The sequence below is a fragment of the Sorangium sp. So ce426 genome (assembly GCF_051475585.1).
Classification (GTDB): domain Bacteria; phylum Myxococcota_A; class Polyangia; order Polyangiales; family Polyangiaceae; genus Sorangium; species Sorangium cellulosum_B.
Window position 1 is genome coordinate 10,907,560 of the sequence record NZ_CP150341.1, and the last position, 25,346, is coordinate 10,932,905.

Consider the following 25,346-nt stretch of genomic DNA (forward strand, 5'->3'; position numbering starts at 1 on the left):
CGGCGACGGGGCTACTCCAGCGCGAGCATCCGCACGGAGCGAGGCACGAGCCGCACCTCGAGCGCCCCGCGCCGCGCCTCGAAGTGCGCGTCGTCCAGCACATCGCGCGCGCGCTGGGCGCTCACGGTGACGCGCGCCACCACGTCCGCGTCTCCGGGGTTCAGCAAGAAGAGCACCCGCGGCGTGCCCGACGCGTCCTCGTGCAGCGTCGCAAAGACGCTGTCGGGATCACACGCGAAGGCCGGCAGGCCGAGCGCGTCGATGGCGCGCGACACCGCGGCGTCGGCCGCGGCGGGGTCGTCCTGGAGGAGCGCCGGCAGGTTCTGCCCGGGGGCGAGGAGCCGCTTCAGATCGTAGGGCCGCGGCAGCTTTCGGAAGGCGCCGTCGAAGGTGGGCTCGCGGGGGCCGAGCGTGATCAGCGTCCCCTGCCGGGACGTCGCCTCCAGCCACGCGAACAGCTCCGGGCTCAGGCCGCCCGAGGTGGCGCAGATGACCCAGCGCGCCCCGACGAGCGAGATGTCGCGATCCTCGCCGCCGACGTGGGCGTAGGGGACGCCGCGCGCGTCGAGCGCCTCCTCGAACGCACGAACGAACGTGTCGGACTCCACCGCGAGCGGGTAACCGAGCCCGAGGTCGTCCTCGAGGCAGCGATCGCGGGCGCCGAAGTTCATGATCGAGAAGAACGCCCCGGTGAGCGGGCCGAAGGCATGCATCACGCGGGAGAGCCGGCGCTCCGTGCGCGGCGTGACGATGCGCACCGGCGCCGGGCGGCGGAGCTCGTGGAACCGCGTCGCCTCGAGCGCCGCGGAGAGCTTCCGCCAGAAGGCGGCGAAGGGGCGAGGGCGGCCGCGCGGATCGATCGGCGCGCCGATCCAGCGGTCGCGCTCGACCGCCATGTAGATGTTGTACCCGCGCAGCCCGTACGCGAGCGCGGCCATCATCACGAACACGCTGTCGCGCTCCTCGAGCGGCGGGAAGAACGGCGGGAAGCCGGCGCCCATCTCGCAAGCGAAGGGCGGCAGCGAGAGCGCCTCGCAGCGCACGGCGAGCTCGCTCGTCCGGCGGGCGAGGATCTGCCGGCTGCTCGGGCTCGCGACGCTGTAGTAGTCGAGGCCGACGAGGTCGACGACGCGCGAGATGCGCGCCGGGTTGAGCGGCGTCGCGTCCTGTCCCATCGGGAAATTGTGCATCGTGGGCAGGCCATCGACGCCCGCCGCGGAGAGCGCCCGCGCGAAGCGCCCCATGGCGGTCTCGAGGAGGTGCTCGTGGAACTCGCTCCAGTCGAGGTGGCGCGCGAGATCGGCCGGCGTCTCGGCGTCGAACGCGACCGGCGGCGTGATCGTGGCGAACCGCAGATCGCCCTCCTCGGCCTGCGCGCGCTCGCGGCCGATCGCGCGCACGAGCGCCGCGCCGACGTCCTCGGTCGCGTCGCCCTCCGGCGCGGGCTCCACCCTCCTCGTCGCATACGCGCGCTGGAGCGCCTCGATCGTCCGGTACTTCTCGCGCAAGAAGTCGCGGTACAGGGAGATCGCGTCCGGGTGGTAATCCTGGTCGTACGCCCCGTCGCGGAAGTAGAGCGCGCCCTCGTTGTCGATCTGCAAGAGAACGATGGGCCCGTCCGGGTAGAGGTGCGGCTTCAGGACCGGGGCGAGCGCGTTGAAATAGCGGGCGACCTCGTCGTGGAACGCGTTGCTCGCGTAGCTCGGGACCGGGAACCCGTACGGCAACATCGGGAGCACGACCGGGTTGTTGCGCGCCGAGCGTGCCTGGCAGCTCGGGTCCCAGATGACGCGCTCGGGGATGCCGAAGCAGGTGAGCTCCGCGTTGATGTGCGGGCCCGGGCGGGCGATGACGTAAAAGCCGAGCTCGTGCGCGAGGCGGAGAAAGGCGCCGACGTCGCGGCGCGGATCGAGCCGGCCGAAATCGAACTGCCCCGGGCCGGTCTCGTGAACGGCCCACGGCACATAGATGTCGATCAGGTGAACGCCGAGCGACCGCGTGGCCTCGAGGCAAGCGCGCCAGTGCTGCGGGTCGAGCCGCCAGTAGTGCACGCTGCCGGCGTACAGCGGGACCAGCTTGCCGCCGATGTCCAGGCCGCCCGGGACAAGGCGTACCCCCCGCGCGAAACGTTCCTCTGGAGAGATCGCGTCCTGCGTCGTGGCCACGCGCGCGCACACTAGCAAGGATCGCGGGGAGATCGATACCGCCGCGTTCGGCCCGGCGCGCGCTGTATCGGGACGGCGTCGGCGCCGTGGCGCAGCGCTCAGCGCAGGATCGCCACCGAGCGCGCCACGACGTCGTAGACTGGCCCCCAGTAGACCCCGAGCAGCACGGTCGGAACCGCGAGCGCGCACGCCGTCGCGCCGAGCAGCGGCCGCACCGGTGTGGGCTCGGTGCGATCGCTCCTGTCGAGATACATCGTGCGGAGCAGGCGCGCGTAATAGAAGAGCGAGATCACGCTGTTCAGCACGCCGACGACCGCGAGGACCCAGCTCCACGCGCCCCCGGCGGCGAGCAGCGCCGAGAAGAGGTAGAATTTGCCGATGAAGCCCGCCGTCGGGGGCAGGCCGGTGAGCGAGACGAGGAACACGGCCATCGCCGCGGCGACGAGCGGGGCGCGGCGCCCGAGCCCCCGGAAGGCGGCGAACGTCTCGTCTCCGCCGCTCTCCTCGGCCACGGCCATCACCACCATGAACGCGCCGAGGTTCATGAAGCAGTAGGTGACGATGTAGAAGGCGATCGCGGCGACGCCGGCGCCGCTGAACACCGAGAAGCCGAGCAGCATGTACCCCGCGTGCGCGATGCTCGAGTAGGCGAGCATGCGCTTCACGTTCTCCTGCTCGAGCGCCGACAGGTTGCCGACGGTCATCGTCGCCATCGCGAGGCAGCCGAAGAGCACCGGCCACGGCGTCGCGACGCCGGGCGGCGCGCTCCCGGCGCCGAGCGCGTCCGAGAAGAAGCGGATCAGCACCGCGAAGCCGGCCGCCTTCGGCCCCACCGAGAGGAGCGCGGTCACCGGGGTCGGCGCGCCCTCGTACACGTCGGGCGTCCACATGTGGAACGGGGCGGCGCTGATCTTGTAGCCGAAGCCCGCGAGCATGAAGGCCGTGCCGACGAACACGACCTCCGGCACCTTGCCCTGCTGCGCCGTGAGCGCGGCGATCCGCGCCGCGCACTCGTCGAGCCGCATCGACGCGGTGATGCCGAAGATCCAGCTCATCCCGTAGAGCATGATCCCCGACGCGACGCCGCCGAAGATGACGTACTTCAGCGCCGCCTCGCTCGATTTCGCGTCGTTGATCTTGAAGCCCGCCAGCACGAAGCTGATGACGCTGACGAGCTCGATCGACAGGTAGATGAGCAGCAGGTGGCGGCTCGCCGCCATCAGGTTCATGCCGAGCGAGAGCACGAGGATCAGCGTGAAGAGCTCGCCCGAGTCGCGGCGGAGCTCGGGCTCGATCCCGGGGGACCGCGGGGGCACCAGGAAGACGACGATCGCCCCGGTGACGAGCGCGAAGATCACGCGGAAGAGGTTCGAGAAGCGATCGAACGCGAGCAGCCCGTGGAAGAGCGCGCGAGGGGCGGCGTCCGTCGCGAGGAAGTACGCGCCTAGCCCGCCCGAGCAGGCGAGCGCCGCGAGGCTGAGGATCACGAGGCCGGCGAGCTTGAGGCGCGCCGGGGACGCGAGGTCCCACACGACGAGCAGCAGGGCCGCCGCGATGAGGACGAGCTCCGGCGCGAAGTAGGCGAGGCTCGCGACGTTGTCGAGGGTGCGGGGTTCCACGGCTTACCTGGCGCTGGCGAGGGCGCCCTGGCCCGGCGAGGCGCCCTCCTCCGGGGCGCCCGCGCGGGCGTGCGCGGCGCCGCCCGCGCTGTCTGCGCCTTTTGCGCCGGCGATCTGGGACTGCCCCGGCCTGTCGACGAGGCGGTGCACGTCGAGGGCCCCGCGATCGATGAGGCTGAGCAGCGGGCGCGGCCAGAAGCCGAGGACGAGGACCAGCGCCGCGAGCGGCGCGATCGACGCGAGCTCCCGCCCGCTGATCTCCGGGAACTTCCCGCCGAACGGCTCGAGGTACTTGCTCTGCCGCCACGACGCGCGGAACGTGCCGAGGAACATCCGCTGGAGGGCCCAGAGGTGGTAGGCCGCGGTGAGGATCACGCCGACGGCGGCGAGGATCGTGAGGGCGCGGTAGCGCGGGAAGGCGCCGATGAACGTCATCGCCTCCCCCCAGAAGCCGGACAGGCCGGGAAGGCCGAGCGACGCCATGAACGCGAAGCCGACGAGCGCGGTGTAGAGCGGCATCTCCGAGGCGAGGCCGCCGAACCTGTCGATGTCGCGCGTGTGCACGCGGTCGTAGACCACGCCGACCAGGGTGAAGAGCATCCCGGTGATCAGGCCGTGGTTGAACATCTGGACGAGGCAGGCCTGGATGCCCTGCGGCGTCATCGCGCCGAGCGCCAGCAGCGTGAAGCCCATGTGGCTGACGGAGGAGTAGGCCACGAGCTTCTTCAGGTCGCTCTGCGCCATGGCGCAGAAGGCGCCGTAGAGGATGTTGACCACCCCGAAGACCGCCATGGCCGGCGCGGCCCACTGCGTCGCCTCGGGCAGCAGGGTGAAGTTGATGCGGAGGATGCCGTAGGTGCCCATCTTGAGGAGCACCCCCGCGAGGATCACGCTGATCGCGGTCGGCGCCTCCACGTGGGCGTCCGGCAGCCAGGTGTGGAACGGGAACATCGGGATCTTGATGGCGAACCCGACGAAGAGCCAGATCCAGACCACCTTCACCGCGGCGACGCCGAGGATCGTGAGACCCTGCGCCGCCCAGGCGACCCGCGAGAGCTCCGGGATCGAGAAGATGCGCTCGGTGGCCTGGCCGTCGACCAGGTAGGTGTGGCCGGCGTTCAGGTAGAACCAGATGAACGCGAGCAGCATGAAGACGCTGCCGGCCAGCGTGTAGAGGAAGAACTTGATCGCCGCGTACTCGCGCCGCGGTCCGCCCCAGATGCCGATGAGGAAGTACATCGGCAGGAGCATCACCTCCCAGAAGACGAAGAAGAGGAACAGGTCGAGCGCGATGAAGACGCCGAACATCCCCGTGACGAGGAGGTTGTACATCGCGAAGTAGCCCTTGAGCTGGTCGTGGACGCTGTAGCTCGCGAGGGCGCCCACGAACGAGATCAGCGCCGTGAGCAGGACCATCGAGATCGACACGCCGTCGACGCCGACGAAGTACTCGACGTTCAGCGAGCGGATCCACACGCCGTGCTCGATGAACTGGTAGCCGTCGTTCCCGTCGGCCCGGGTGAAGCCCCGGTCGAACTGCGCGTAGAGCCACGCCGCGAGCACGAGGTTCACGCCCATCAGCACGACGGTCATCAGCCGGAGCTTCCTGTCGTCCCGATAACGCAAGAGGTGCGCGAGGAAGACCGCGACCACGCCGAGCAGCGGCAGGAACGTCAGGATCGAGAGGATGTGGTCGCCGACGAAGCCAAGGCTGCTCCCGCGCTCCGCGTGGATGCCCATCGCGACGGTCCGCGCTACCTCCAGCGCGCCGGCCGCGCCGGCCGCCACCGCGTCGGACTCGACGACGACGTGCCCGTAGAGCTCCCGCGCGCGCACGCCCGCGGTCTTCCACCGGACAACGACCTTCCGGCTCGCGCCCGGCGGGAGGGTCGCCGCGGTGCCGCCGCCCTCGAGCTCCACGCTGACGCCCGGCGGGACGCGCGGGTCCTCGGGGGACGTCCGCACGATCACCCGCGTCACCTTCAAGGGGCCGTCGCCCTGGTTCTCGATCGTGAACGAGCCGACGTGATCCGGCCCGCTCGCGGCGAGCTCGACAGGCGCGCCGGGCGGCGCCGCGCGGAGCGCGATCTGGCCGCGCGGCCCGGGCGCCCTCGGCGCTCCGAGCGCCTGCGCCAGCGCCGGCGGCACGGCCCCGAGCACGACGGAGAGCGCGACAAGGAGGGGGATCAGGAGCTTCATCGAGGTGGACCTGGCCGATCTCGCGAGGGCGAATCCACGGCGCATGCTGACGAGGGAGAGGTTCGACATCGGCCGTTCACCGCAGGAAGTAATGAACGATGCTGAACAAGGCGACGCCGCCCAGGAGGAAGTAGACGTAGCTCTGGATGCGCCCGGTCTGCAGAGAGCGGAGCCTCGCCCCGGCGCTCAGCGTGCCCTCGGCGACGAGGTTCACGACGCCGTCGACGAGGTACCGATCGATGGCGCCCGTGACCCAGGCGGCGGCCCGGGCCAGGACCGCGATCCCGTTGACGATGCCGTCGACGATCCAGCGGTCCATCTCGGCGAAGAAGAGGCGCAGCGAGAGGGCGGCGCGCACCACCGTCGCGTCGTAGATCTCGTCGACGTAGTACTTGTTCGAGAGCAGCTGGAAGCCCGGGAGCCGCCGCTCCTCCTCGGCCCAGCGCGGGGAGCGACGCGCGCCGTAGCGGGCGCGCGCGCGCGAGAAGGCGACGATCGCGCCGCCGACGGAGAGCGCCATGAGCGCGAGCTCGAGCCCCAGCCCGTGGCGCCGGAACGAGACGTCGGCGTGAGCGAACACCGGATGGAGCCACGCCTCGAGCAGGGGCTCGCCGTGGCCGCCGACGAAGTGGCTGGAGAAGCCGAACACGACGCCCGCGCCCGCCGACAGGACCGCCAGCACCGCGAGCACCCAGGTGATCGCCGGCGGCGACTCGTGGACCTGGGTCTCGATCTCCTTGCGGGCGTGGGGCCCCTCGAACGTCAGGAAGTAGCTCCGCCACATGTAAAACGAGGTGCCGAGCGCCGCCGCGAGGCCCATCCCGTAGACGAGCAGCCCCGGGATCGGGCCGGTGTTCTCGGTGCCGAACGCCTTCCAGAGGATCTCGTCCTTGGACCAGAAGCCCGCGAAGAACGGGATGGGCGCGGCGGTGATGGCGAGGCACGCCGCCTGGTAGGTCCGCGCCGTGAGCGGCATGACGCGGCGGAGGCCGCCCATGTTGCGCATGTCCTGGGCCGCGGCCTCGTCGTGCTCCACCGCGTGCATCCCGTGGATCACCGAGCCGGAGCCGAGGAACAGGCACGCCTTGAAGAAGGCGTGCGTCATCAGGTGGAACACGGCGGCCCAGTACGCCCCGACGCCGACCCCGATGAACATGAAGCCGAGCTGGCTCACCGTGCTGTAGGCCAGCACCTTCTTGATGTCGTACTGGAAGAAGCCGATCGAGGCCGCGAGGAGCGCCGTCGAGGCCCCGATCAGCGCGATGACGCCGCCCGCGACCGGGCTCAGCGAGAACAGGAAGCTGAGGCGCGCGATCATGTAAACGCCGGCCGTGACCATGGTGGCCGCGTGGATCAGCGCGGAGACGGGGGTCGGGCCGGCCATCGCGTCCGGCAGCCACACGTGGAGCGGGATCTGGGCGCTCTTGCCGGCGGCGCCGACGAAGAGGAAGAGGCAAGCCAGCGTGATCAGCGCGACGCCGCCCCACACCGTCTTCGACTCGAGGGCATCCTTGAGGAACGCCTTGCCGCTCGCGTCCTTGATCACGAGCTGATCGTGGATCTCGCGGAACGTGACCGTCGAGCCCACGGTCGCCACCACGATCTCCTTGCCCGGCTCGACGCGCATCCGCTCGATCGCGGCGATCTCGACGCCGTCGCCCGCGATCACGGCGCCGTCTCCCGGCACGATCACCACGGAGTGCGCCCCGGCGTCGATCTCCTTGCGGATGAAGGGGGACACGCCGAACGGCCGCGGGCCCGAGGCGAGCTGAGCGGCGTCGGCGATACCGAGGTACACGCGCGCGCCGGGGTGACCGGTGAAGGTGAGGTATCCCTTCGCCCCGGCGAGCGGCTGCGCCCTGCGCTCGCCCGCCTTGCCGCCGGCGCCGTCCTTCGCCCCGGCGGAGGCGCCGTGATCGCCGCGCGCCTCCGCGGCCACCGCGATGAAGCGCGCGCGGTAATCGGAGAGGAACCGGCCGTCGTCGAGCCACCTGGCGCCGAGACCCCAGAAGAGGAGCGCGAGGCCGCACACGAAGCCCCAGTCGCCGATCCGGTTCACGACGAAGGCCTTCATGCCGGCAGAGGCCTTCTTGTAGTCGCTGTACCAGAACCCGATGAGCAGATAGCTGCAGAGGCCGACGCCCTCCCAGCCGAAGAACATCACGATGAAGTTGTCCCCGAGGACGAGGAGCAACATCGAGAAGACGAAGAGGTTCAGGTAGGTGAAGAATCGCCAGTACGCCGGCTCGGCCTCCATGTACGAGGCGGCGTAAACATGGATGAGCGTGCCGACGCCGGTGATGATCAGCGTCATGAGGCAGCTCAGCGGATCCATCACGAACGCGAAGTTCGCGTCGAGCGATCCGATGCGGATCATCTGCCAGGCGAAGCTGTAGAGCGCGCGTTCCCCCGGAGCGAGCCCGACGAGCTGGACGAAGCTCGCGAGCCCGAGGGCGAAGGCGCCCAGCATGGCGCCCACGGCGACGAGCGTGACGCCGAAGCTCCCGATGTGGAGCCGCCTCGACACGCCCCGACCGAACGCGCTCCGCTGCAACGCGCGGCCGAACAGCGCGTTGATCACCGCGCCGAGCATCGGCAGGAGCGGAATCCACCAGAGTGGCGTCAGCGCCGTGTGGACGTGCGTGACCTGGCCGGAGTAGTCGGGCATCGTTGGGGCAGCCGGTGAGAACGTGGGCCGGCACGCGCGTCTTGCTCTGCAACCACCCCGCGACGTGTCAGTCGGCTCTGGTGACTCCCCCGCGGAACCGGAGGAGCCGCACGTTAATGGAGGGTCACAGGGCGGGTCAATACTTCCATCGGCCCTGTTCCACGGCGAGACGCGCTGTTCCTGCGCGCATCTCGCACCTCTGCGAGGTCAGCCGTCGGTCGTCCGCTGGTCATCGTCCTCGCGCGCGGCGCCGCCGCTCGATGACGGCGCCGCGCCGCCGAGCTGCGTCACGCGCCGGATCGCGAGCCACAGATCCCGCCGGCCCTCGCCCGTGATCGACGAGAACCCGATCGCGCGGCGGAGACCGCCGCGCGCTGCCGGAGCGCGCGGGGCCGCCGCGGACAGCTGGTCCAGCGCGCGCCGGACCGACGAGCGCTGCACCTTGTCGACCTTCGTCGCGACGAGCAAGAGCTCCACAGGCCGTCGCGCGGCGTCGCGGGACGCCTCGATGAAGCGGATGAGCTCGAGATCGTCCTCCTCGAGGCCCCGCCGCGCATCGACCAGGAGCAGCACCGCGGCGAGCGTGACGCGCCCGCGCAGGTACCCCTCGATCAGCGACGCCCACGCCGCTTGCTCGGACTTCGAGCGCCGGGTGAAGCCGTACCCCGGCAGATCCACGAGCTGGAACACCGCGCCGTCGCGGGCCCGCGCCTCGTAGAGGTTGATCTGCCGCGTCGAGCCGGGGTTCGAGCTCGTCCGGACGAGCCCTTTGCGCTCGACGAGCGTGTTGATGAGGCTCGACTTGCCGACGTTCGAGCGCCCGGCGAACGCCACCTCCGCGCTGACGGGCGGAGGGAGCGACGCGAGCGAGCCCGCGCCGGCGACGAAGGACGAGTCGACGATCTGGAACGGATCGAGCTGCCGCTCGGCGCGCGCCGGCGGAGCAGCTTGAGGCTTGGGGGCGCGGCGGGAGGTGGTCACTTCGAGCGGGGCGGCTGGAACTGCGGCTTGCACTCGTCGCACTGGCAGAGCGAGCGCAGGTACCGGAAGGTGTAGATGCCCGAGTCGTGCCGATCGCCCCACGTGAACTGGAGCGCGTAGTTGCCGACCTGCTCGATCTCGCGGACGTTCAGGTCGCCGCCGGGCACGAAGTTGATCGTGCCGCCATGCCCCTGGCAGTTCGCGCACGGGCAGTACCCGCGCAGGATCTCGTGCGGAAGGACGCTGCGGTGGCCGTCGGCCCAGTGGATCTCCATCACCCGCGCGCCGTGCGGCGCCTTGACCTGAGTGGGAGTCAGCTTCGGATCCTGCGGCATCGTGCCCTTCCAGCCGACGGCAGTACCACGCCGATCCGGCGCTGCAAAGCGCCGCGGCGCGTCGGCCGCGCGCCGCTCCGCTTTTCTCGGATCCCGCGGTGTCTCCGGGGTTTCCAGGGCTCCCGCGGGCTCGACCGCGCCGGCGCTCTCCGCGCCCTCCGCGGCGCCTCGGGCCAGCCGGAGCGGGAGCGGGCCGCGGCTGCGCACGTTGCGCGCGTTGCGCACGTCACGCACGTTGCGCACGTCACCCTGCGGCGACCACCCGCGCATCGACGGGGGCGAGCGTCGCCTCGACGCGCTCGAGGATCCGCACGACCGCGGCGCCCTCGTCGAGCGGCGTCAGCGGCGGCGCGCGGTCCTCGACGCAGCGGAGGAAGTGCTCGATCTCCACGGAGAGCGGCTCGCGCCACGGCACCTCGAGCTCGCGGCCGGCCGGCGCGAGCTCGAGGTGCGCGGCGCGCTCGCCGGCCGGCGCGCCCGCCGCGGCGCCGCGCGCGTCCAGGAACACGATGCGGTCGGGCGCGCGCACGTCGTCGAAGACCGCGACGCCCGCGCTGCCGACGAGCCGCAGCTGCCGCTCCTTGGCCGGGCTCGACGAGCAGAGCTCGATCCGCGCCGCGAGGCCGCTCTCGAGGCGCGCCTCGAGCGTGACGAGCTCGCCGCACGGCGCGAGGTGGGCCCGCGCCTCGGCGAGCGGGCTCGCGTCGAGCGCCGAGAGCAACGAGAGATCGTGCGGCCCGAGCGTCCAGAGCGCCGACCGGGCCCCGCCGGCGCCGGCGGCGCCGGCGCTCATCGACAGGCGCGCCGCGCTGAAGCTCACGAGATCGCCGAGGCGCCGCTCGCGCGCGAGCGCGACGAGGCGCACCACGGAGGGGTGGTAGCGGAGCAGGTGGCCGACCATGCCGATCCGGCCGAGCGCCGCGGCGCGGGAAGCGCAGCGATCGGCCTGCGCGGCGGAGAGGGCCAGCGGCTTCTCCACGAAGACGTCGGCGCCGGCCTCGAGGGCCCGCAGCGCGAGCTCGGCGTGGCTCGCCGCGGGGGTCGCGATGATCACCGCGTCCACGCGCGCGGCCAGCGCCTCGTCGATCGTGCGCACGAGCCGCGCCCGCGGGGCGAGCGCGCGCGCCCGCGAGAGGCGGCCGCGGTCGACGTCCGCCACGGCGACCACGCGCGCCCGCGCGTTCTCCGACAGCGCGCGGAGGAGCTTCTCCCCCCACCGCCCGCAGCCCACCAGCGCAACCCGGACGCTCGCGGCGCTCACGGCGCCCCCGGCGCCGCGGCGGACTCGGCCGGCCGGAGCGTGAGCTCGCCGAGGATCGCCTCGCCCTCGGCGTTGCCCGGGTGGATCGAGGGCCCGTTGATGTCGACGAGGAAGTCGTACCGCGCGCGCGCTTCGCCCTCGATCGTCGCGCGCACGCGGACGTGCTGGAGGCAGGCCGACTCGGTGGTGGCGCTCCAGGCGGGCGCCTTCCCCGGGTGCCGCGCGCCGATCGCCTCCGGCACGCTCCGGCCGCCCTCGGGGCGGTACTGCTGCACGATGCCGAGCGCCGCCCTGCGGTCCGAGGCGTTGAACCTCGATTGTGTCCAGAGGACCGCGCCGCCGGCGGCGGCGCTGGTGCCCACGAGCAGCAGCATCCGCACCGCCTTGCCGTAGTCCATCCGCGAGCCGTATAGCCCCGGCGCTCGAGGAGAGCCAGCCGGGGCGGCGCGCCGCCTAACCCACGAACGACCCGAGCCCGCGGAACCTGCGGTACCGATCGTCGACGAGCTCCTCCGGTCCGAGCCCGTCCATCGACGAGAGCGTCGCCCAGAGCGCCTTGTCGAGGCGCGCCGCGGCGTCGTCGTGATCCTGGTGCGCGCCGCCCGTCGGCTCCTCGACGATCGTGTCCACGACGCCGAGCTGCAGCAGATCGGGCGCTGTGATCTTGAGCCGGGCCGCGGCCTCGTCGGCGCGGGAGCCGTCCTTCCAGAGGATGGCCGCGCAGCCCTCCGGCGAGATGACCGAGTAGCAGCTGAACTCGAGCACCAGCACCCGGTTGGCGACCCCGAGCGCCAGCGCGCCGCCCGAGCCCCCCTCGCCGATGACGGTCGCCACGATCGGCACCCCGACCCGCGCCATCGCGGCGAGCGCGGCGCCGATCGCCTCGCTCTGGCCGCGCTCCTCGGCGCCGATGCCCGGGTAGGCGCCCATCGTGTCGATGAACGTCAGGATCGGCAGCCCGAACCTGTCGGCCATCTCGTAGAGCCGGATGGCCTTCCGGTAGCCCTCCGGGTGCGGCATCCCGAAGTTGCGCTTCACGTTCTCCTTCGCGCCGCGCCCCTTCTGGTGGCCCACCACCACCACGCTCCGCCCGTGGTACGTCGCGAGCCCGCCCACGATGGAGCAGTCGTCGGCGAAGCGTCGATCGCCCTTCAGCTCGACCCAGTCGGTGAACAGCCGCTTGATGTAATCGAGCGTGTACGGCCGGTTCGCGTGGCGCGAGAGCAGCACCTTCTGCATCGGCGTGAGGCCCGCGAAGATCTCGCGCGCCAGCCGGCCCGTGTTGTCCTCGAGCTGGGCGAGCTCCGGCTCGAACCGCGGGTCCGCCGCGGCGAGCGCGCGCAGCTCCCGCACCTTCTCGATGAGCTCTGCGACAGGTTTCTCAAAGGGTAGGATCGAAGCAGCCACGGCCCGGACCCTAACGCTGCAGCGGGCGGACGGCTACGGCGCTGTGCTGCCGCGCTGCATCGTCCACCGGATGACGCGCGCGCACGCTCCGGCCGATCGGCCGAGGCGACGCGTCACCTCGGTCATTCGGGGAGGGCGTTGGTCGGCTCGGCGTGGATGAAGGCGTTCGCCGGGACCTGCGACATCGGCCGGCTCCGGATGACGTTGTAGATCGTGACCGGCTTGTCCTTGCCCTTCACCTTGGCGGGCTGGAGCTCCTCGGTCTCGAACCTCCCCCCGAGCTGCGCGTACGTGCTCTCGCTGATGACGATCTGTCCGGCCAGCGCGATGGAGCAGAGCCGCGCCGACGTGTTCGCCACGTCGCCGATCACCGTGTAGCTGAGCGCCTTCGAGCTCCCGATGTACCCGGCGACGAGCGGGCCGGTGTGGATCCCGATGCCGACCGCGAGCGGCAGCTCGCCCTTCTCGAGCCGCTCGCGGTTGAACTCGCCGAGCACCTCGCCCATCTTCAGGGCGCACTCCACGCTGCGGACCGCATCGTCCCGGTGGGCGACCGGCGCGCCCCAGAGCGCCATGATCCCGTCGCCCATGAACTTGTCGAGCGTGCCTTCGAACTGGAAGATGGTGTCGACCATCCGCTCGAAGTACAGGTTCAGCATCTCGACGAGCTCCTCGGGCCGCTTGCTCTCGGCCATGCGCGTGAAGCCGCGGATGTCGCTGTTGAAGACGGTGCACTCCTCGACGTGCTGGCCGCCCTGCTTCACGGCGAGCTGGCCGCTCAGCACGCGCTCGGCGATGTTCGGCGAGAGCAGCCGGCGCAGCTGCTCGCGCGTGACGATCTCGTTCTCGATCTTCTTCCCGAGGATGTTGATCTCGATGAACATCGCCGCCTGGTAGGCGATGGCCGTCACCAGCTCGAGGTCCTTGGGCTGGAACTGCGCGAGCGTCTCCGAGTCGAGCCAGAGCACGCCGAGCACCTCGCTGTTGTGCTGCAGCGGGGCGACGATCGCCGAGCTGATCCTGTTCAGGATCATGCTCTTGCCCTTGGACGCCGCGAAGTCCATCGCCGCGTCGTGGGTCAGCACCGCGGCCCGCTCGTGGACGACGTGGTTCAGGATCGTCGACGACACGCTGATCGGGGCCGTCGTCCCGTCGCGCCGCTGCATGGCCTGCGGGGTGAGCTCGCCGTTCTCGTTGCGCAGGAAGATCACCCCGCGGTCGGCGCGGATGAACTTGAACACGCTCGTGAGGATCTTCTCGAGCAGCTTCGTCGTGTCGCGCTCGGCGGCGATCTCGCGGGACAGCTCGTGCGACAGGCGCAGCCGCTCGTAGTCGGCGCGCAGCTGGTTCATGTCGTTGGCGATCCGATCGAACGCCAAGAACCCCTTGTCGACCGCGGCGATCTGCGTCCCGATCTGCCGGGCCTGATCGTTCACGTCGATGCGGGTGCCCTGCGCGACGAACGAGCCGCCGTGCGCCCCCGAGCGCCCCGGCAGCGGCGCGGTCCCGCCCGGCCCGGCGCCCAGCGGCGGCGGCGGCACGTACGGCTGCCGCGTCACCGGCGGCGCCACCGGCGTGCCCGGGAGCGGCGGCTGCGGCGGCTGGCGCTGGTACTGCGGCTGCTGCGGCGGGTACCCGTGGCCCGGCGGCTGCGCCGGCGCCGCGCCCTGGTGGTTGACCACGGGCGGCCAGCCCGGGACGAGGGGCGGCGCCACCGGGGCGGCCGGATCATCGAAGCGGCCACGCGTGGACCCCAGGGCGATCTCGTCCCCGTGCTTCAGCGGCGCTTCGCCCCGGACACGCTCGCTGTTGATGAACGTGCCGTTCAGGCTCCCCAGATCGCGCAGGACGAAGTGATCGCCCCGCTGCTCGATGATGCAGTGCTCCTTGGAGACGATCTTGTCGAGCAGCTGGATGGAGTTGTTCGGGTGGCGCCCCAGCGAGTTCACGGGTCGCAGATCGATCGCCTGCTGGCCCTCGGCGGTCTGCAGGATGAGGCGGGCCATCGGTTCTGGCAGATTACCCAGCCGGGCACGGACCGACAATCTTTCCGGCCGAAGTCCAGCGCCGGCCGCGGGGAGCGACCGTGCCGGACCGCGCAAAATGCGCCCTCGCCCCGCTGGAGGCACCTGCGCCAAGCTCGACCGCCCGGGGCGGCTGTCGTCGGCTGTCGCATGGATACCTGACCGGATGATTAGCTTACCGGGCCCTGCATCTCATGGAGGCGTCGCCTGGAACGGCTATGCGCCCACATGCCGCCGCGTTAGTCGGCCGCATGGATTCCGCGTACCTCCTCGCGATCGATCAGGGCACCACCGGAACGACGTCTCTCCTCATGGACACGTCGGGCGCGACGCTGGGCCGCGCGACGCGCGAATTTCGCCAGCACTTCCCGGAGCCGGGCCTCGTCGAGCACGACCCGGAGGAGATCTGGCAGAGCGTTCAGGACGCCGTGGGCGAGACGCTCAGGGCCGCGGGCGTGGCCGGCAGCGCGATCAAGGCCATCGGCATCACGAACCAGCGCGAGACGACGCTCGTCTGGGAGCGCGCGACCGGGCGCCCCATCCACCGCGCGATCGTGTGGCAGGACCGCCGCACGGCAGCGCGCTGCGCCGAGCTCCGCGCCGCGGGCCACGAGCAGGCGGTCGAGCAGACCACCGGCCTCGTGCTCGATCCGTACTTCAGCGGCACCAAGCTCGCGTGGCTCCTCGACAACGTGCCCGGCGCGCGCGCGCGCGCCGAGCGTGGCGAGCTCTGCTTCGGCACCATCGACAGCTTCCTCGTCTGGCGGCTCTCGGGCGACGCGGCCGGCGGCTCGCCGGTGCACGCGACCGACGTCACCAACGCGTCGCGCACCCTGCTCATGGGCCTCGCGTCGCTGAGCTGGGACGACGCGATGCTCGCGATGCTCCAGATCCCGCGCCCGCTCTTGCCGCAGATCGTCGGCTCGGCGGGCCGCATCGCGGCGACTCGCGGCTTCCCGCACCTGCCCGACGGCATCCCGATCGCCGGCATCGCGGGCGACCAGCAGGCGGCCCTCTTCGGCCAGGCCTGCTTCGCGGCGGGCGACGCGAAGTGCACCTATGGCACCGGCGCGTTCGCGCTGGCCAACATCGGCGATCGCCCGCTCAGGAGCCGCTTCGGCCTGCTCACCTCCGTCGGGTGGAAGATCGGCCCCGAGGTGGTCTTTGCGCTCGAGGGAAGCGCCTTTATCGCCGGCGCGGCGGTGCAGTGGCTCCGCGACGGCCTGGGCCTCATCAAGAGCGCGGCGGAGATCGAGGCGCTCGCCCGCAGCGTGCCCTCGAGCGAGGGCGTCACGTTCGTCCCGGCGCTCTCGGGCCTCGGCGCGCCCTACTGGGATCCGGACGCTCGCGGGATCATCTCCGGGGTGACGCGCGGCACGACCGCGGCGCACCTCGCCCGCGCGACGCTCGAGGGAATCGCGCTCTCCGTGACGGATCTCGTGCGGGCCATGGCCGACGACCTGGGCCACCCGCTGCGCCGGATGCGCGTGGACGGCGGCGCCGCCGCGAACGACCTGCTCATGCAGTTCCAGGCGGACGTGGCGAACGTCGCTATCGAGCGCCCCACCGACCTGGAGACGACGGCGCGAGGCGCGGCAATGCTCGCCGGGGTAGGCGCCGGCCTCTTCCTCACGAAGGAGGACGCGGCCCGGATGTCCCGTGTGGGGCAGAGCTTCCAGGTCGAGATGAGCGAAGCGGCTCGATCCGCCCACCTCCACCGCTGGGCCGACGCCGTCGCCCGCGCGCGCTCGAAGCGCAGCTGAGCACTCGCCGATTCCCCTGAATTTCCACGCTGTTTTCCGCTTGAACCAGGTCTTCCGAAGCTCTCTCCCGAGCCGTCATCGCGCCGCGGCTCGGCGGCCGAACGGGCTTCCGGATCAAGGAATCAACCCTAGGTTGCGAGAGTTAGGCCCAGAAGCCCCCAACCAGCGTAGAGTGCTATGACGACGGCGCATTTCCGTTCAAACTTGGTGCACTTGAACCGAGGCGCGCGGCCAGCCCACCGCCGCCTCGCTGCTTTCGATGGAGACGAGGAGGACATGCCGACTACCGAGAATGCTTCAGCCGGCGGGACGGCCGTTCGCGACATCCCGATCGACTGGGAGGCGCTGGAGGACGCCTTCGAGAACAACGCCCCAGAGGTGCACTCGTACCTGCACCTCGGCACGGGCGACGTGCTGCGGGTGGTCGACGGCGTGGCGGATCCGCAGATGCACGCGCGCATCGCGGCAGACGCGAACTACCTCCGGATCGATCCCGTGAGCTCGCGCGAGCAGTACCGGTGGATGGAGCGCTACATCCCGATGGTGGAAGACATGGATCTCCAGGCGAAGCTCAGCCAGGCGATCGATGGCAAGGGCGCGTTCCGTCGCTTCAAGGATGTTTTGATGTCCTACGGTCCGGAGCGGGAGCGCTGGTTCGCGTTCCGTAGCGAGCGGCTGCGGATCTTCATGGAGGCGTGGCTCAGCGCCCACGCGCTGAACCCGGTCCCTCGCCCGCTCTGGGTGCCGGAGGTGCCGTCTCGTCCGGAGCCGGTCGTCCCGGCGGCCCCTGCGGTGGAGCCGCCGGCGCGCGAGCGCGAGGAGACGCGAGAGCCCCGCCGCGGCAAGAGCGTGGAGAGCCTGCGCAAGAACCTCCGCGACATCGCCGAGGCGCTCGGTCCGCGGGATCTCGACACGCTGACGGCGTTCGCGGAGTTCCTGAAGGCGCGCCGCGCGGCGCGCTCGTTCGCGCACCACTACCACGAGGCCCAGGGGCCGGTGGACGACGACGCCGGGCCTGCTTCGCAGGAGATCGCGAGCGAGTCGCGCAGCGACACGGCGTGAGGGCGCGCCGCCGGCGCCGCGATCGCGGCGCCGGGGCGCTGGCCTGAGGGTGGGTGAGGGAACGGAAGGGAGCGGCGGCTTCGAGCGCCGAGCGGTCTAGAAGTACCAGTCGGTGCGGGCGCCGATGTACTGGCCGATGGTCGACCCGGTGGTCTCCCCGTTGGGGAGCGGCTGCCCAGCGCCAGTCCTCGCCAGGTAGCCGGACATCACCTGATTCTTCGCCGCCTCGTTGTAGATGGCGAGCGAGTAGATGAGCTTGAAGTGCGGACGCGCGCCAGCGCTCAGCTCGCCCGTCGGCACGAGGGTCGGAACGACCGAGACCTTGACCGCGGTGCCCATGTCGCCTTCGCCGTCCTTCCGTCCCTGGAACGAGGCCTCGACGACGGGGTGGAAGTTCTTGTGCGCGAAGATCGTGGCGTTCGCCTGGACCGAGAAGTCCATCTGCTTCTCGGCCGACGTGGGGGGAGCGGCGCCCTCCGCCTCGTACGCCGCCTTCGTGTAGTGGAAGGTGGCGAGGCCTTCCAGGGCGGCGGCGTCGCCGAGCCGGAAGCCGAGGTGCTCGACCGCCTCGATGCCGAACGAGCCCGAGAAGGTGCCGTCCGAGTTCGGGGCGCCCCAGGTCTGGTACGTCTTCGCGCCGCCGGCGGCGCCGTTGGCGATGCCGGTGCCGAAGCGCACCGCCGTGTCGCTGAAGTTGCCCTGGCCGAGGCCGAGGTGGACCTTCGCGCCGATGACGCCGCCGAAGTCCGCCTTCCCGAAGGGCTCGGGGACCGCGATCCCCTCGCCCCGCTTCGCGGCCGGCAGGACGTGGAACTCGCCGTGGACCTTGACGTGGTGCTTGGCCTCGCCGCCAAACTCCGCCTTGTAGTTACCGGCGAAGATGGTGCGGAAGCGATCGGTCCCGGTGGCGAAGTTGTAGAAGGGCGGCAGGGCGCCGGGGGTCCCCTCCACCCCGAAATTCCGATACCCGAGGATCGCGAGCTGCAGGCCGCCGTACTTGATACCGCCGCCCTGGCCGCTGAGGTCGTCGAGGTAGAAGTAGTCGCCGATGGGCGCGTACTGCTCGCGGAAGAACTTCGCGCCGCCCCAGACGCTGAGGCCCGGGACGAGGAAGTTGCCGGCCTCGATGTACGCCTGGTTGAACTGCACCGTGATCGACTGGCCACCGTTCGAGGCCGGCTGCATGAACGGCCCGCCGTACTGGTTCCAGATGGCGAAGGTCATCTCGGACTTGACGTAGAAGTCATCCGGCGTCGCGCCCTTCACCACGTGCGCGACGAACGACGGCTCGGAGTAATCGCCCTCTTCGTAGCGGCCGCCGATGCCGAACCCGAGCAGGTTCAGGGACGCGCCCTGGATGTTCTGCCCGAGGGTCGGGGACCACGCCATGCCGAGGCGTGAGTACCAGTGCCACTCAAAGTTCTCGCTCCCCACCGCGTGAGCCGACCGCGGCGCCGCCGTGAGGCAAAGGGCGGAGACGGAAAGCAGCCCGAGGGCTCGGACAGCGGCGCGCCGACCCGCGATTCGCTTGCTGGGGACCGACGACCTGTCTCTCATAAGTGATGTCATCGAACGACGCTCCTATCCATTCTCTGGGAGTGTGCTTGGGGTGATGGGAGGTGATTCGGCCAGATGGCCAAGCGCGGCAGAGGAAGTGGCCTGTCAAGAGAATCTAAGTTGACTCTGTAGGAAAGAGCCACCCGCTGCCACACATGCGGGGCCCGCGGGGGGCACAGTTAACAGGAACGTTCTGTTCATGTCAAAGGTCTCCGAACACCCTTCGGCAGTTTGTCATCTTCTGCGGCGCGTTATTATTAAGTAATCGAAATCACTTGATTAAGCAGGACCCGCGCGCTTCCTCGAGCCAGGAACGGGGGCCTGAAATGATGCAACGCACCAAAAACAGGCTCGCGCTGGCTCTCGCGCTGCCTGAAGTGTTGCCAGAAGAATTCACGGGTGCCCCTGGTGCGTTACTTGGTGCGCGCCGCGCACGTGGCACGGACAGGAAGGCTGCATTGGCGAGCCCCGGCCAGCTGCGGTTTCGCACCGCGATGGCGCCGCCGCGCGCGGCGGTGTGCCGCGTGTTTCGGGACCTCGAACCTGGCTTTTCATGTCGACACCCGGCCGGGGCGTCGCCGCGGTGCTCGTCTCTCTCCTGGGTTGAACCCAGGGCGAGCCGTCGGCCCCGCTGAGCGTCATTGACGCTCGCCGGCGCGCCGAACGCGCCGCGCCAGCGCGCGGATCCTGCGCGCGCGCGCAGGACCATGCCGCGGAGCACAGGCCGCGCAGGCAGATCGCCCTTGGTCGACAGGATAACGCATCGCGTTGCAGCGGCGCAACGAGCGGCGCAGATCCAGAGCGGGTCAGTCTCGATTGCAGTGCAGCGTGGGTGGACATGTTCTTGTCCAGGAAGGGCGTTGCGCTGTCGCCCCGAGACATCCCATCTGCTTCGGCGAGGCCGGCTGGTGCCTGGCGAGCCTCCGGGCGCGGTCGCGGCGCGCGCCGCGATGCCGCCGGCTCGCCGCGCCGAACGCCTGAGTCGTTGAACGAGAGGCCTCCATCCTCTGCATGAACAACGGCTCGTGAGCCCTCTTCACGATGTCTGGCGCTGTCCTTCGCTGTCGAGAGGTGGAATCGACCCGTTCGATGGACTTCTGCTCTCCTGCCGCCCAGGCGTGCAGCTCGACGTGGCGCGCCGCTGGCCGGTCGCTCGGCGCGGCTCAGCGAGCGGGCGTGATGCTCAAGGAGACCCGGGCCCGCGCGTTCTGGTAGTACGCGTCGAGCGCCTGGGCGAGCCGCTGCCCGACATACCAGCGCTTCAACGCCGGGGCGACCTCCTCGTAGCGTTGATCCTTGAACGGCGTGGCGCCGGAGCGCAGGACGATCTTGAGCTCGAAATCGGTGGGCTCGAGCATGGGCGCGACCATGCGATCCAGGTACAAGCTCGCGCGCGCCTGGCGGCGCAGCAGCGCGTCGAGCTCGTCGGAGCTCATCCCCTCGGCGGCCGCCGCGGCGAGGAGGCGCGCGCGGCCGCGAGCGCGCTGCTCCAGCGCGATCCGGGCGGCCTCGGCCCGCTGCGCCACCTCCGTCGAGGTCGGCGCCGGCGAGATCGGCAGGCTGGCGAGCAGCGTCTCCGCGATGTGCCTGTCGAGCGCGGCGCGGACATGCCTGTCCCGGTACAGCCCGGGCTCCGCGTCGGGATCGGCGAGCGCCTCGAGGCGGGCCTCGAAGGCGAGCTCCCGCTCGAAGATGAACTGAGGCCGGCGCACGCCGCCCGTCTCCGGCGCATGCCAGCGCACGACGACGCGGTCGAGCGGCACCGGCGCCGCCGCCGACGGCGCGGCCTGGCCGTGGGCGCTCGGCGTCAGCGACGCGAGCGCGAGCGACGCGAGCAGCGTCGTGAGGAGCCCGGAGCGGCGCACATCGGCAGGCTAGCGCAACCGCGCCGCGCATCCCATTCCGGGCAGCGCCGCGCTCACGGAGCGTCGGTTCGCGGAGCGTCGGTTCGCGGAGCGTCCGGCGCGCGGGCGGCGGGTATAGAATGGCGCCACCATGTACAGGCAGTTCGCGCTCGAGGGCGAGGTCCACACCTCGCTCGACTGTGTGCCGCTCTCGGTGCGGCGGAAGCTGGACCTCGCCGAGATCAAGATCTCTCTCGCAGGGTGGCAGGCGCTGTCGCGCGCGGAGCGGCTCGCCCTGTGTCACCTGCCGGCCGACACCGACGAGGACGTCGCCGTCTACGCCGAGGTGCTCCGCGGCTTCGCGGAGCGCGCCGGGGTCGCCCTCGCCCCCCTCGCGGGCGCGCCGGTGCGCCGCGCGGCCTGGGATCGGGACAGCGTCAGCGCGCGGCTGCGCGAGCGGCTCGGCCCGGACGGCGCGCTCGACGAGGGCGCGCTCGGCCGCCTGGCGGAGCTGACCGAGGAGGAGCGCTACGCCATCGTCAAGCTCGCCGATCCGAAGCGCGGGCCCGAGAAGCTGCGCGCGCTGCTCGGCGAGCTCGGGCTGTCCCGGGACGCCGGCGCAACGCGCTCGCCGTGAGCCAGGCCGCGGCGAGGATCTCGGGCGCGACGAAGGCGCTGGGGAGCGCGCTGTCCGCGCGGCTCGCGCGGGGCGAGCTCGTGGTCCCCTCGCGCTGACGTCCGGCGGCGGAGCGTCAGCGCGCCGCGCTCACCACTTCACCATGACCTTCGACGGGTTGACCTCCGCGGTGACGCGCGGAACGTCGACGAGCACGTCGAGGAAGTCGCTGCCCGGCTGGCTCAGATCGAGGCTCGCCGCCTTGGGCTCAACGCGCGCCACGATCGCGTCGGCGTTGACGGCGCCCACGTCCTCCGGCGTCCCCGTGATCCTCACCTGCACCACGGCCGGCGCGACCGTCGCGCGCGGGATGCCGATCACCTCGACCTTGCGCTCGAACGTCCGCGTGGCGAGCTCGCGCCCGATCTCGAGCGTCGCCATCACGCTCTCGAAGCTGTACGTCACGAGCTTCGGCGGCCGATCGAGCGCCAGCTGCCGCTGGTAGGTGCCCTCCGTGAGCCCGCTGACGTCGAACGGCGCCGTGCGCGCGAGCTGCATCACGTCGACGACCGAGCGCGGGCCGCGGGCGCTGACCATCGGCGGCTCGACCGAGACCATCCCCTTCACGAGGAACCCCTGCGCGACGTCCCCGGTGCGGGGGACGTGCACCGGGATGGCCCGGGTGACGACGTCGTCCCAGCCGAGCTCGATCGTCGACGGGTACATCTGCTCGACCATCAGCCCGGCCGGCACGTGGAACATCGACGCGTCGAGATCGATGTGCGTCACCGTGCCGTTGCGGAGATCGAGCCGCAGCGTCCCGAGGCTGTCGGCGCGCAGGTCGTCGAGCTGCGTCCGGGAGCCGCGCACCGTGACCGCCACCTCGTTCGGGATCTGGGTCATGAGCTGCCGGTTGCTCGACTCGGGCGGGAGGATCCAGACGACGCTGAGCATCAGCGTGCGCTGCGCGTTCTCCGCGCCGTGGATGAAGGCGTAGAGGCACAGCGCGAAGGTGATCGAGAGCAGCTTGAGGCCGAGGTTGTCGAGCAGCGCCGAGCGGAGCGCCTCGCGGATGCCGGCAAGCGTCATGGCTCATCTCGCGGGGGCATCCCCTCCGCGCTCCCCTTGGATGCGGCGGTCGCCGCGACCTGCCCGGTCGGGACGAAGGTGCGCTGCGACGGGACGGGGGAGTCGGTCGCGGCCGCCGCGGGGGCGTCGACCATGGCCGGCCGGCCGCGCTCGGACGGGCGATCCGCGTCCTGCGGCGCGGCCGTCCCCCCGGCGCCGCCCCCGCCCGCGGCGCGCAGGTCGGCGCTGGATCCCGTCGCGGTGCGCGTATCGGCGCTGGATCCCGTCGCGGTGCGCGTATCGGCGCCCGAGCGCATCGGCGTGGACGTCGACATCCGCGCCATCGGCCGCGCGTCGGGGTCCACGGCCGCCTTGATCATCGAGGACGTCTTCGGGACCGGCGTTGCGGGCTTGGCCTCGCTCGGCGCGGGCTTCGCGGCGGCGGGCTTGCCGGGCTCGTGGGCCTGCCCGGCGCCTTGCGTCGCGCCCACGGCGGGGCCGCGCGTCGGCGTGGGGAGGCTCGCGCGGCCGACCTGGGCGACCCTCTTGGCGAAGCGCCGCCTGCGCGACGAGCGGCCGAAGAGCCCGAGCAGCGCGTGTCGCAGCGACTGGCCGTCGAGGTTCGAGACGATGTTGCCGCTGAAGCAGAAGCTGATCGTGCCGCGCTCCTCGCTGACGACGACGACGACGGCGTCGGTCTCCTCGGTGATCCCGAGCGCGGCGCGGTGGCGGGAGCCGAGGCTGGCGTCGAGGATCTTGGTCTCCGGCATCGGGAAGAAGACGCCGGCGCGCGCGATCTTGAGATCGCGGATCAGCACCGCGCCGTCGTGCAGCTTGTTCACCGACTCGGGGACGAACAGCGAGACGAGCAGCTCCCGGGTGACGACCGAGTCGATGTGGATCCCCTCGCTCTTCACGAACTCCAGCACGTTGGCGTCCTGCTCGAAGGCGATGATCGCGCCCATGCGGTGGCGGGCGAGCTCGGTCGCGGCGGCCACCACCTCGTCGATGACGCGCGACTGCTGCTCGCGTCCGCTCGTGAACCAGTTGCTGCCGCCCACGCGGATGAGGGCGCGGCGGATGTCGTTCTGGAAGACGACGACCACGATGAGGATGATCGAGGAGAGGAGCCAGGAGAGGAGGTTGAGGAGCGTGGTCAGGCCGAAGACCTTCGCCCCGAGATAGATGAGGAAGACGATGCCGAGCCCGAGGCCCATCTGCATCGCGCGGGTGCCGCGCAGCACGAGGAGCGCGCGATAGACGACGTAGGCGACGATGAAGATGTCGAAGAAGTCCCGGATGACCTGCGTCGCCGGCCTCACCGAGAAGAGGCGGAGGAACCCTTCAACCATCGCCGCGCGCCCCCTGGGCGACGGGGCCGTCCGGGCGCCGGCGGTCGCCGGCGCCCGCGCGCTCGATCGCGCGCATCACGTCGAGGGCCTGGCGCACGGGGCGGACGTCGTGGACACGGACGGCCGCGGCGCCGCGCGCCGCGCACGCGATCACGGCGGCGACGGTGCCGCCGAGGCGGTCCGGGGGCGGCGCGAGCGGCGCTTCCCCGCCGCCGCCTGGCCCCGCGGCCTCCGAGGCCGCGGCGCGCGCAAGGAACGACTTGCGGCTCGGCCCGACGAGCACGGGGAAGCCGAGGGCGCAGAGCTCGTGCAGCCTGGCGCACAGCTCGAGCGACTGCCGCGCGTTCTTCGCGAAGCCGAGGCCCGGATCGAGGACGAGCTCGCCGTCCGGCAAGCCTGCCTCGAGCGCCCGCGCGGCGGCGCTCGACCACTCGCGGGCCACGTCGGCCACGACGTCGTTGTAGGCCTCGTCGGGGTACGCGGAGAAGCCGGCCATCGCCGACATCGGGCCGCGGCTGTGCATGAGCACGAGCGACGCCCCGCGTTGAGCGCAGAGCGCGCCGAGCTCTGCCGCGCTGTCGAGCGAGATCGAGTTGACCACGGCCGCGCCATCGTCGAGCGCGCGCGCCGCGACGGCGGGGGAGGTCGTGTCGATGGAGACCACCGCTCCCCTCTTCACCGCGTCGCGCACGCTCCCGCCGATGCGCGCGATCTGCTCGTCATCCGGCACGGGCCGCGCGCCCGGCCGCGTCGACTCCGCGCCGATGTCGATCATGTCTGCCCCCTCGGAGAGCATCGCATCGATCTGCGCGAGAGCCGTATCTTCATCCGCAAAGCGACCGCCGTCGGAGAACGAGTCCGGCGTGCGGTTCAGGACCCCCATGATCACCACGCTCCTGCGGCGTTCGAGCAGCATGCGCAGCGGGGACATTTCCTGTGGGTAGCAACTTTTGCGCCGAACGGCAATTGTCTGCTCGAACCGATGTTTTCCAGGAGCAATTGGAACATCGCGAGGGGGTCCGGCGCGTCGCGCTCTGCCAACCGCCGGCTGGGCCGGCGGGCGCGCGCCGGCGTTGGACGGCGCACCGGCGCCCACATTCTTCGGGCGCCGGCTTCCCGGCGGCCGCTCCCCGCTCGGGCGGGGACGCAGCGCGGACCATGGGGAAGAAACGGCGCGGAGGGAACGGAGGGTGCGCAGAGAACGGAGGCCCTCAGGCGAGGGGAAGCGAGGGGAAGCGAGGGAAAGCAAGGCCGAGTCCGCCGCGCGCGGCGCCGAGGCCCCCCCACGCTCCGCGCGCCGCTGACTCGGCCTTGCTTCTTTGCTAGGGTCCCGCCTACACATTGACATCGGCGGCCCCTCGCGGTCGTCCGGTGGAGGCGGGGACACGCGCGAGCGTGCCCCGTCAACCGTTTCTCAGGCTGCAC

General features: G+C 71.3%; 18 protein-coding genes. 3 read left to right on the plus strand and 15 right to left on the minus strand.

Annotated elements, in window-relative coordinates; genetic code table 11:
• Positions 1 to 11: 11 nt before the first annotated feature.
• The 10 genes from WMF44_RS40940 to WMF44_RS40985 form a co-directional block, all read right to left on the minus strand.
• A complete protein-coding gene (locus WMF44_RS40940) occupies positions 12 to 2,165 on the minus strand; it encodes a beta-galactosidase (RefSeq protein WP_437295472.1) in 2,154 nt (717 codons plus the stop codon).
• A gap of 98 nt (positions 2,166 to 2,263) precedes the next feature.
• Entirely contained in the window at positions 2,264 to 3,784 is a 1,521-nt protein-coding gene (locus WMF44_RS40945) for an NADH-quinone oxidoreductase subunit N (protein WP_437295473.1), read from the minus strand.
• A 3-nt stretch (positions 3,785 to 3,787) separates the two neighbouring features.
• Positions 3,788 to 6,052, minus strand: a complete 2,265-nt coding sequence (locus tag WMF44_RS40950) for a complex I subunit 4 family protein (protein WP_437295474.1) — start codon at positions 6,050 to 6,052, stop codon at positions 3,788 to 3,790.
• Between the two features lie 7 nt (positions 6,053 to 6,059).
• Positions 6,060 to 8,651, minus strand: coding sequence for an NADH-quinone oxidoreductase subunit L (locus WMF44_RS40955; RefSeq protein WP_437295475.1), 2,592 nt, complete (start codon positions 8,649 to 8,651; stop codon positions 6,060 to 6,062).
• A gap of 207 nt (positions 8,652 to 8,858) precedes the next feature.
• Positions 8,859 to 9,632, minus strand: a complete 774-nt coding sequence (gene yihA, locus WMF44_RS40960; protein ID WP_437295476.1) for a ribosome biogenesis GTP-binding protein YihA/YsxC — start codon at positions 9,630 to 9,632, stop codon at positions 8,859 to 8,861.
• On the minus strand, positions 9,629 to 10,210 hold the full coding sequence (locus tag WMF44_RS40965) for a gamma-butyrobetaine hydroxylase-like domain-containing protein (protein ID WP_437295477.1): 582 nt from the start codon (positions 10,208 to 10,210) through the stop codon (positions 9,629 to 9,631). Before WMF44_RS40965 ends, yihA begins: the two co-directional genes overlap by 4 nt.
• A 1-nt stretch (position 10,211) precedes the next feature.
• A complete protein-coding gene (locus WMF44_RS40970) occupies positions 10,212 to 11,228 on the minus strand; it encodes a Gfo/Idh/MocA family protein (protein WP_437295478.1) in 1,017 nt (338 codons plus the stop codon).
• Positions 11,225 to 11,626 (minus strand): hypothetical protein, encoded by a 402-nt coding sequence (locus WMF44_RS40975; protein WP_437295479.1) that lies wholly within the window; start codon positions 11,624 to 11,626, stop codon positions 11,225 to 11,227. Before WMF44_RS40975 ends, WMF44_RS40970 begins: the two co-directional genes overlap by 4 nt.
• A gap of 55 nt (positions 11,627 to 11,681) precedes the next feature.
• Positions 11,682 to 12,635 carry an acetyl-CoA carboxylase carboxyltransferase subunit alpha gene (locus WMF44_RS40980; protein WP_437295480.1) on the minus strand — a complete coding sequence of 318 codons (954 nt, stop codon included), beginning with the start codon at positions 12,633 to 12,635 and terminating at the stop codon, positions 11,682 to 11,684.
• Between the two features lie 122 nt (positions 12,636 to 12,757).
• A complete protein-coding gene (locus tag WMF44_RS40985; RefSeq protein ID WP_437295481.1) occupies positions 12,758 to 14,641 on the minus strand; it encodes an adenylate/guanylate cyclase domain-containing protein in 1,884 nt (627 codons plus the stop codon).
• Positions 14,642 to 14,910: 269 nt separating this feature from the next.
• Here WMF44_RS40985 and glpK point away from each other — a divergent pair, with 269 nt between their 5' ends.
• Positions 14,911 to 16,422, plus strand: a complete 1,512-nt coding sequence (gene glpK / locus WMF44_RS40990; protein WP_437295482.1) for a glycerol kinase GlpK — start codon at positions 14,911 to 14,913, stop codon at positions 16,420 to 16,422.
• A gap of 276 nt (positions 16,423 to 16,698) precedes the next feature.
• Entirely contained in the window at positions 16,699 to 17,484 is a 786-nt protein-coding gene (locus WMF44_RS40995) for a UPF0158 family protein (protein WP_437295483.1), read from the plus strand.
• 96 nt (positions 17,485 to 17,580) lie between these two features.
• Here the strand turns inward: WMF44_RS40995 and WMF44_RS41000 are convergent, their stop codons facing one another.
• Both WMF44_RS41000 and WMF44_RS41005 read right to left on the minus strand, forming a co-directional pair.
• Positions 17,581 to 19,053 (minus strand): carbohydrate porin, encoded by a 1,473-nt coding sequence (locus WMF44_RS41000; RefSeq protein WP_437295484.1) that lies wholly within the window; start codon positions 19,051 to 19,053, stop codon positions 17,581 to 17,583.
• A 1,151-nt stretch (positions 19,054 to 20,204) separates the two neighbouring features.
• The gene (locus WMF44_RS41005) at positions 20,205 to 20,906 is read right to left on the minus strand and encodes a hypothetical protein (RefSeq protein WP_437295485.1); all 702 of its coding nucleotides are present in this window, start codon (positions 20,904 to 20,906) and stop codon (positions 20,205 to 20,207) included.
• Positions 20,907 to 21,036: 130 nt separating this feature from the next.
• Between WMF44_RS41005 and WMF44_RS41010 the strand changes: the two genes are divergently transcribed.
• Entirely contained in the window at positions 21,037 to 21,522 is a 486-nt protein-coding gene (locus WMF44_RS41010; RefSeq protein WP_437295486.1) for a nitrate reductase associated protein, read from the plus strand.
• A gap of 129 nt (positions 21,523 to 21,651) precedes the next feature.
• On the opposite strand, the gene WMF44_RS41015 is transcribed toward WMF44_RS41010, so the two are convergent.
• The 3 genes from WMF44_RS41015 to folP are packed head-to-tail and all read right to left on the minus strand — an operon-like array spanning position 21,652 to position 24,852.
• The gene (locus tag WMF44_RS41015; protein ID WP_437295487.1) at positions 21,652 to 22,590 is read right to left on the minus strand and encodes a CdaR family protein; all 939 of its coding nucleotides are present in this window, start codon (positions 22,588 to 22,590) and stop codon (positions 21,652 to 21,654) included.
• On the minus strand, positions 22,587 to 23,921 hold the full coding sequence (gene cdaA, locus WMF44_RS41020; protein WP_437295488.1) for a diadenylate cyclase CdaA: 1,335 nt from the start codon (positions 23,919 to 23,921) through the stop codon (positions 22,587 to 22,589). The genes WMF44_RS41015 and cdaA overlap by 4 nt, the downstream gene beginning before the upstream one ends.
• Positions 23,914 to 24,852, minus strand: a complete 939-nt coding sequence (gene folP / locus WMF44_RS41025) for a dihydropteroate synthase (protein ID WP_437295489.1) — start codon at positions 24,850 to 24,852, stop codon at positions 23,914 to 23,916. The genes cdaA and folP overlap by 8 nt, the downstream gene beginning before the upstream one ends.
• Positions 24,853 to 25,346: the final 494 nt, after the last annotated feature.

What these genes read in the sequence shown, in the direction of transcription:
- WMF44_RS40950 (WP_437295474.1), bottom strand. Translation starts at nt 6,052, where the DNA reads ATGTCGAACCTCTCCCTCGTCAGCATGCGCCGTGGATTCGCCCTCGCG.
- WMF44_RS40955 (WP_437295475.1), bottom strand. Translation starts at nt 8,651, where the DNA reads ATGCCCGACTACTCCGGCCAGGTCACGCACGTCCACACGGCGCTGACG.
- WMF44_RS40975 (WP_437295479.1), bottom strand. Translation starts at nt 11,626, where the DNA reads ATGGACTACGGCAAGGCGGTGCGGATGCTGCTGCTCGTGGGCACCAGC.
- WMF44_RS40985 (WP_437295481.1), bottom strand. Translation starts at nt 14,641, where the DNA reads ATGGCCCGCCTCATCCTGCAGACCGCCGAGGGCCAGCAGGCGATCGAT.
- glpK (WP_437295482.1), top strand. Translation starts at nt 14,911, where the DNA reads ATGGATTCCGCGTACCTCCTCGCGATCGATCAGGGCACCACCGGAACG.
- WMF44_RS40995 (WP_437295483.1), top strand. Translation starts at nt 16,699, where the DNA reads ATGCCGACTACCGAGAATGCTTCAGCCGGCGGGACGGCCGTTCGCGAC.
- WMF44_RS41000 (WP_437295484.1), bottom strand. Translation starts at nt 19,053, where the DNA reads ATGACATCACTTATGAGAGACAGGTCGTCGGTCCCCAGCAAGCGAATC.
- WMF44_RS41010 (WP_437295486.1), top strand. Translation starts at nt 21,037, where the DNA reads ATGTACAGGCAGTTCGCGCTCGAGGGCGAGGTCCACACCTCGCTCGAC.
- WMF44_RS41015 (WP_437295487.1), bottom strand. Translation starts at nt 22,590, where the DNA reads ATGACGCTTGCCGGCATCCGCGAGGCGCTCCGCTCGGCGCTGCTCGAC.
- cdaA (WP_437295488.1), bottom strand. Translation starts at nt 23,921, where the DNA reads ATGGTTGAAGGGTTCCTCCGCCTCTTCTCGGTGAGGCCGGCGACGCAG.
- folP (WP_437295489.1), bottom strand. Translation starts at nt 24,852, where the DNA reads ATGTCCCCGCTGCGCATGCTGCTCGAACGCCGCAGGAGCGTGGTGATC.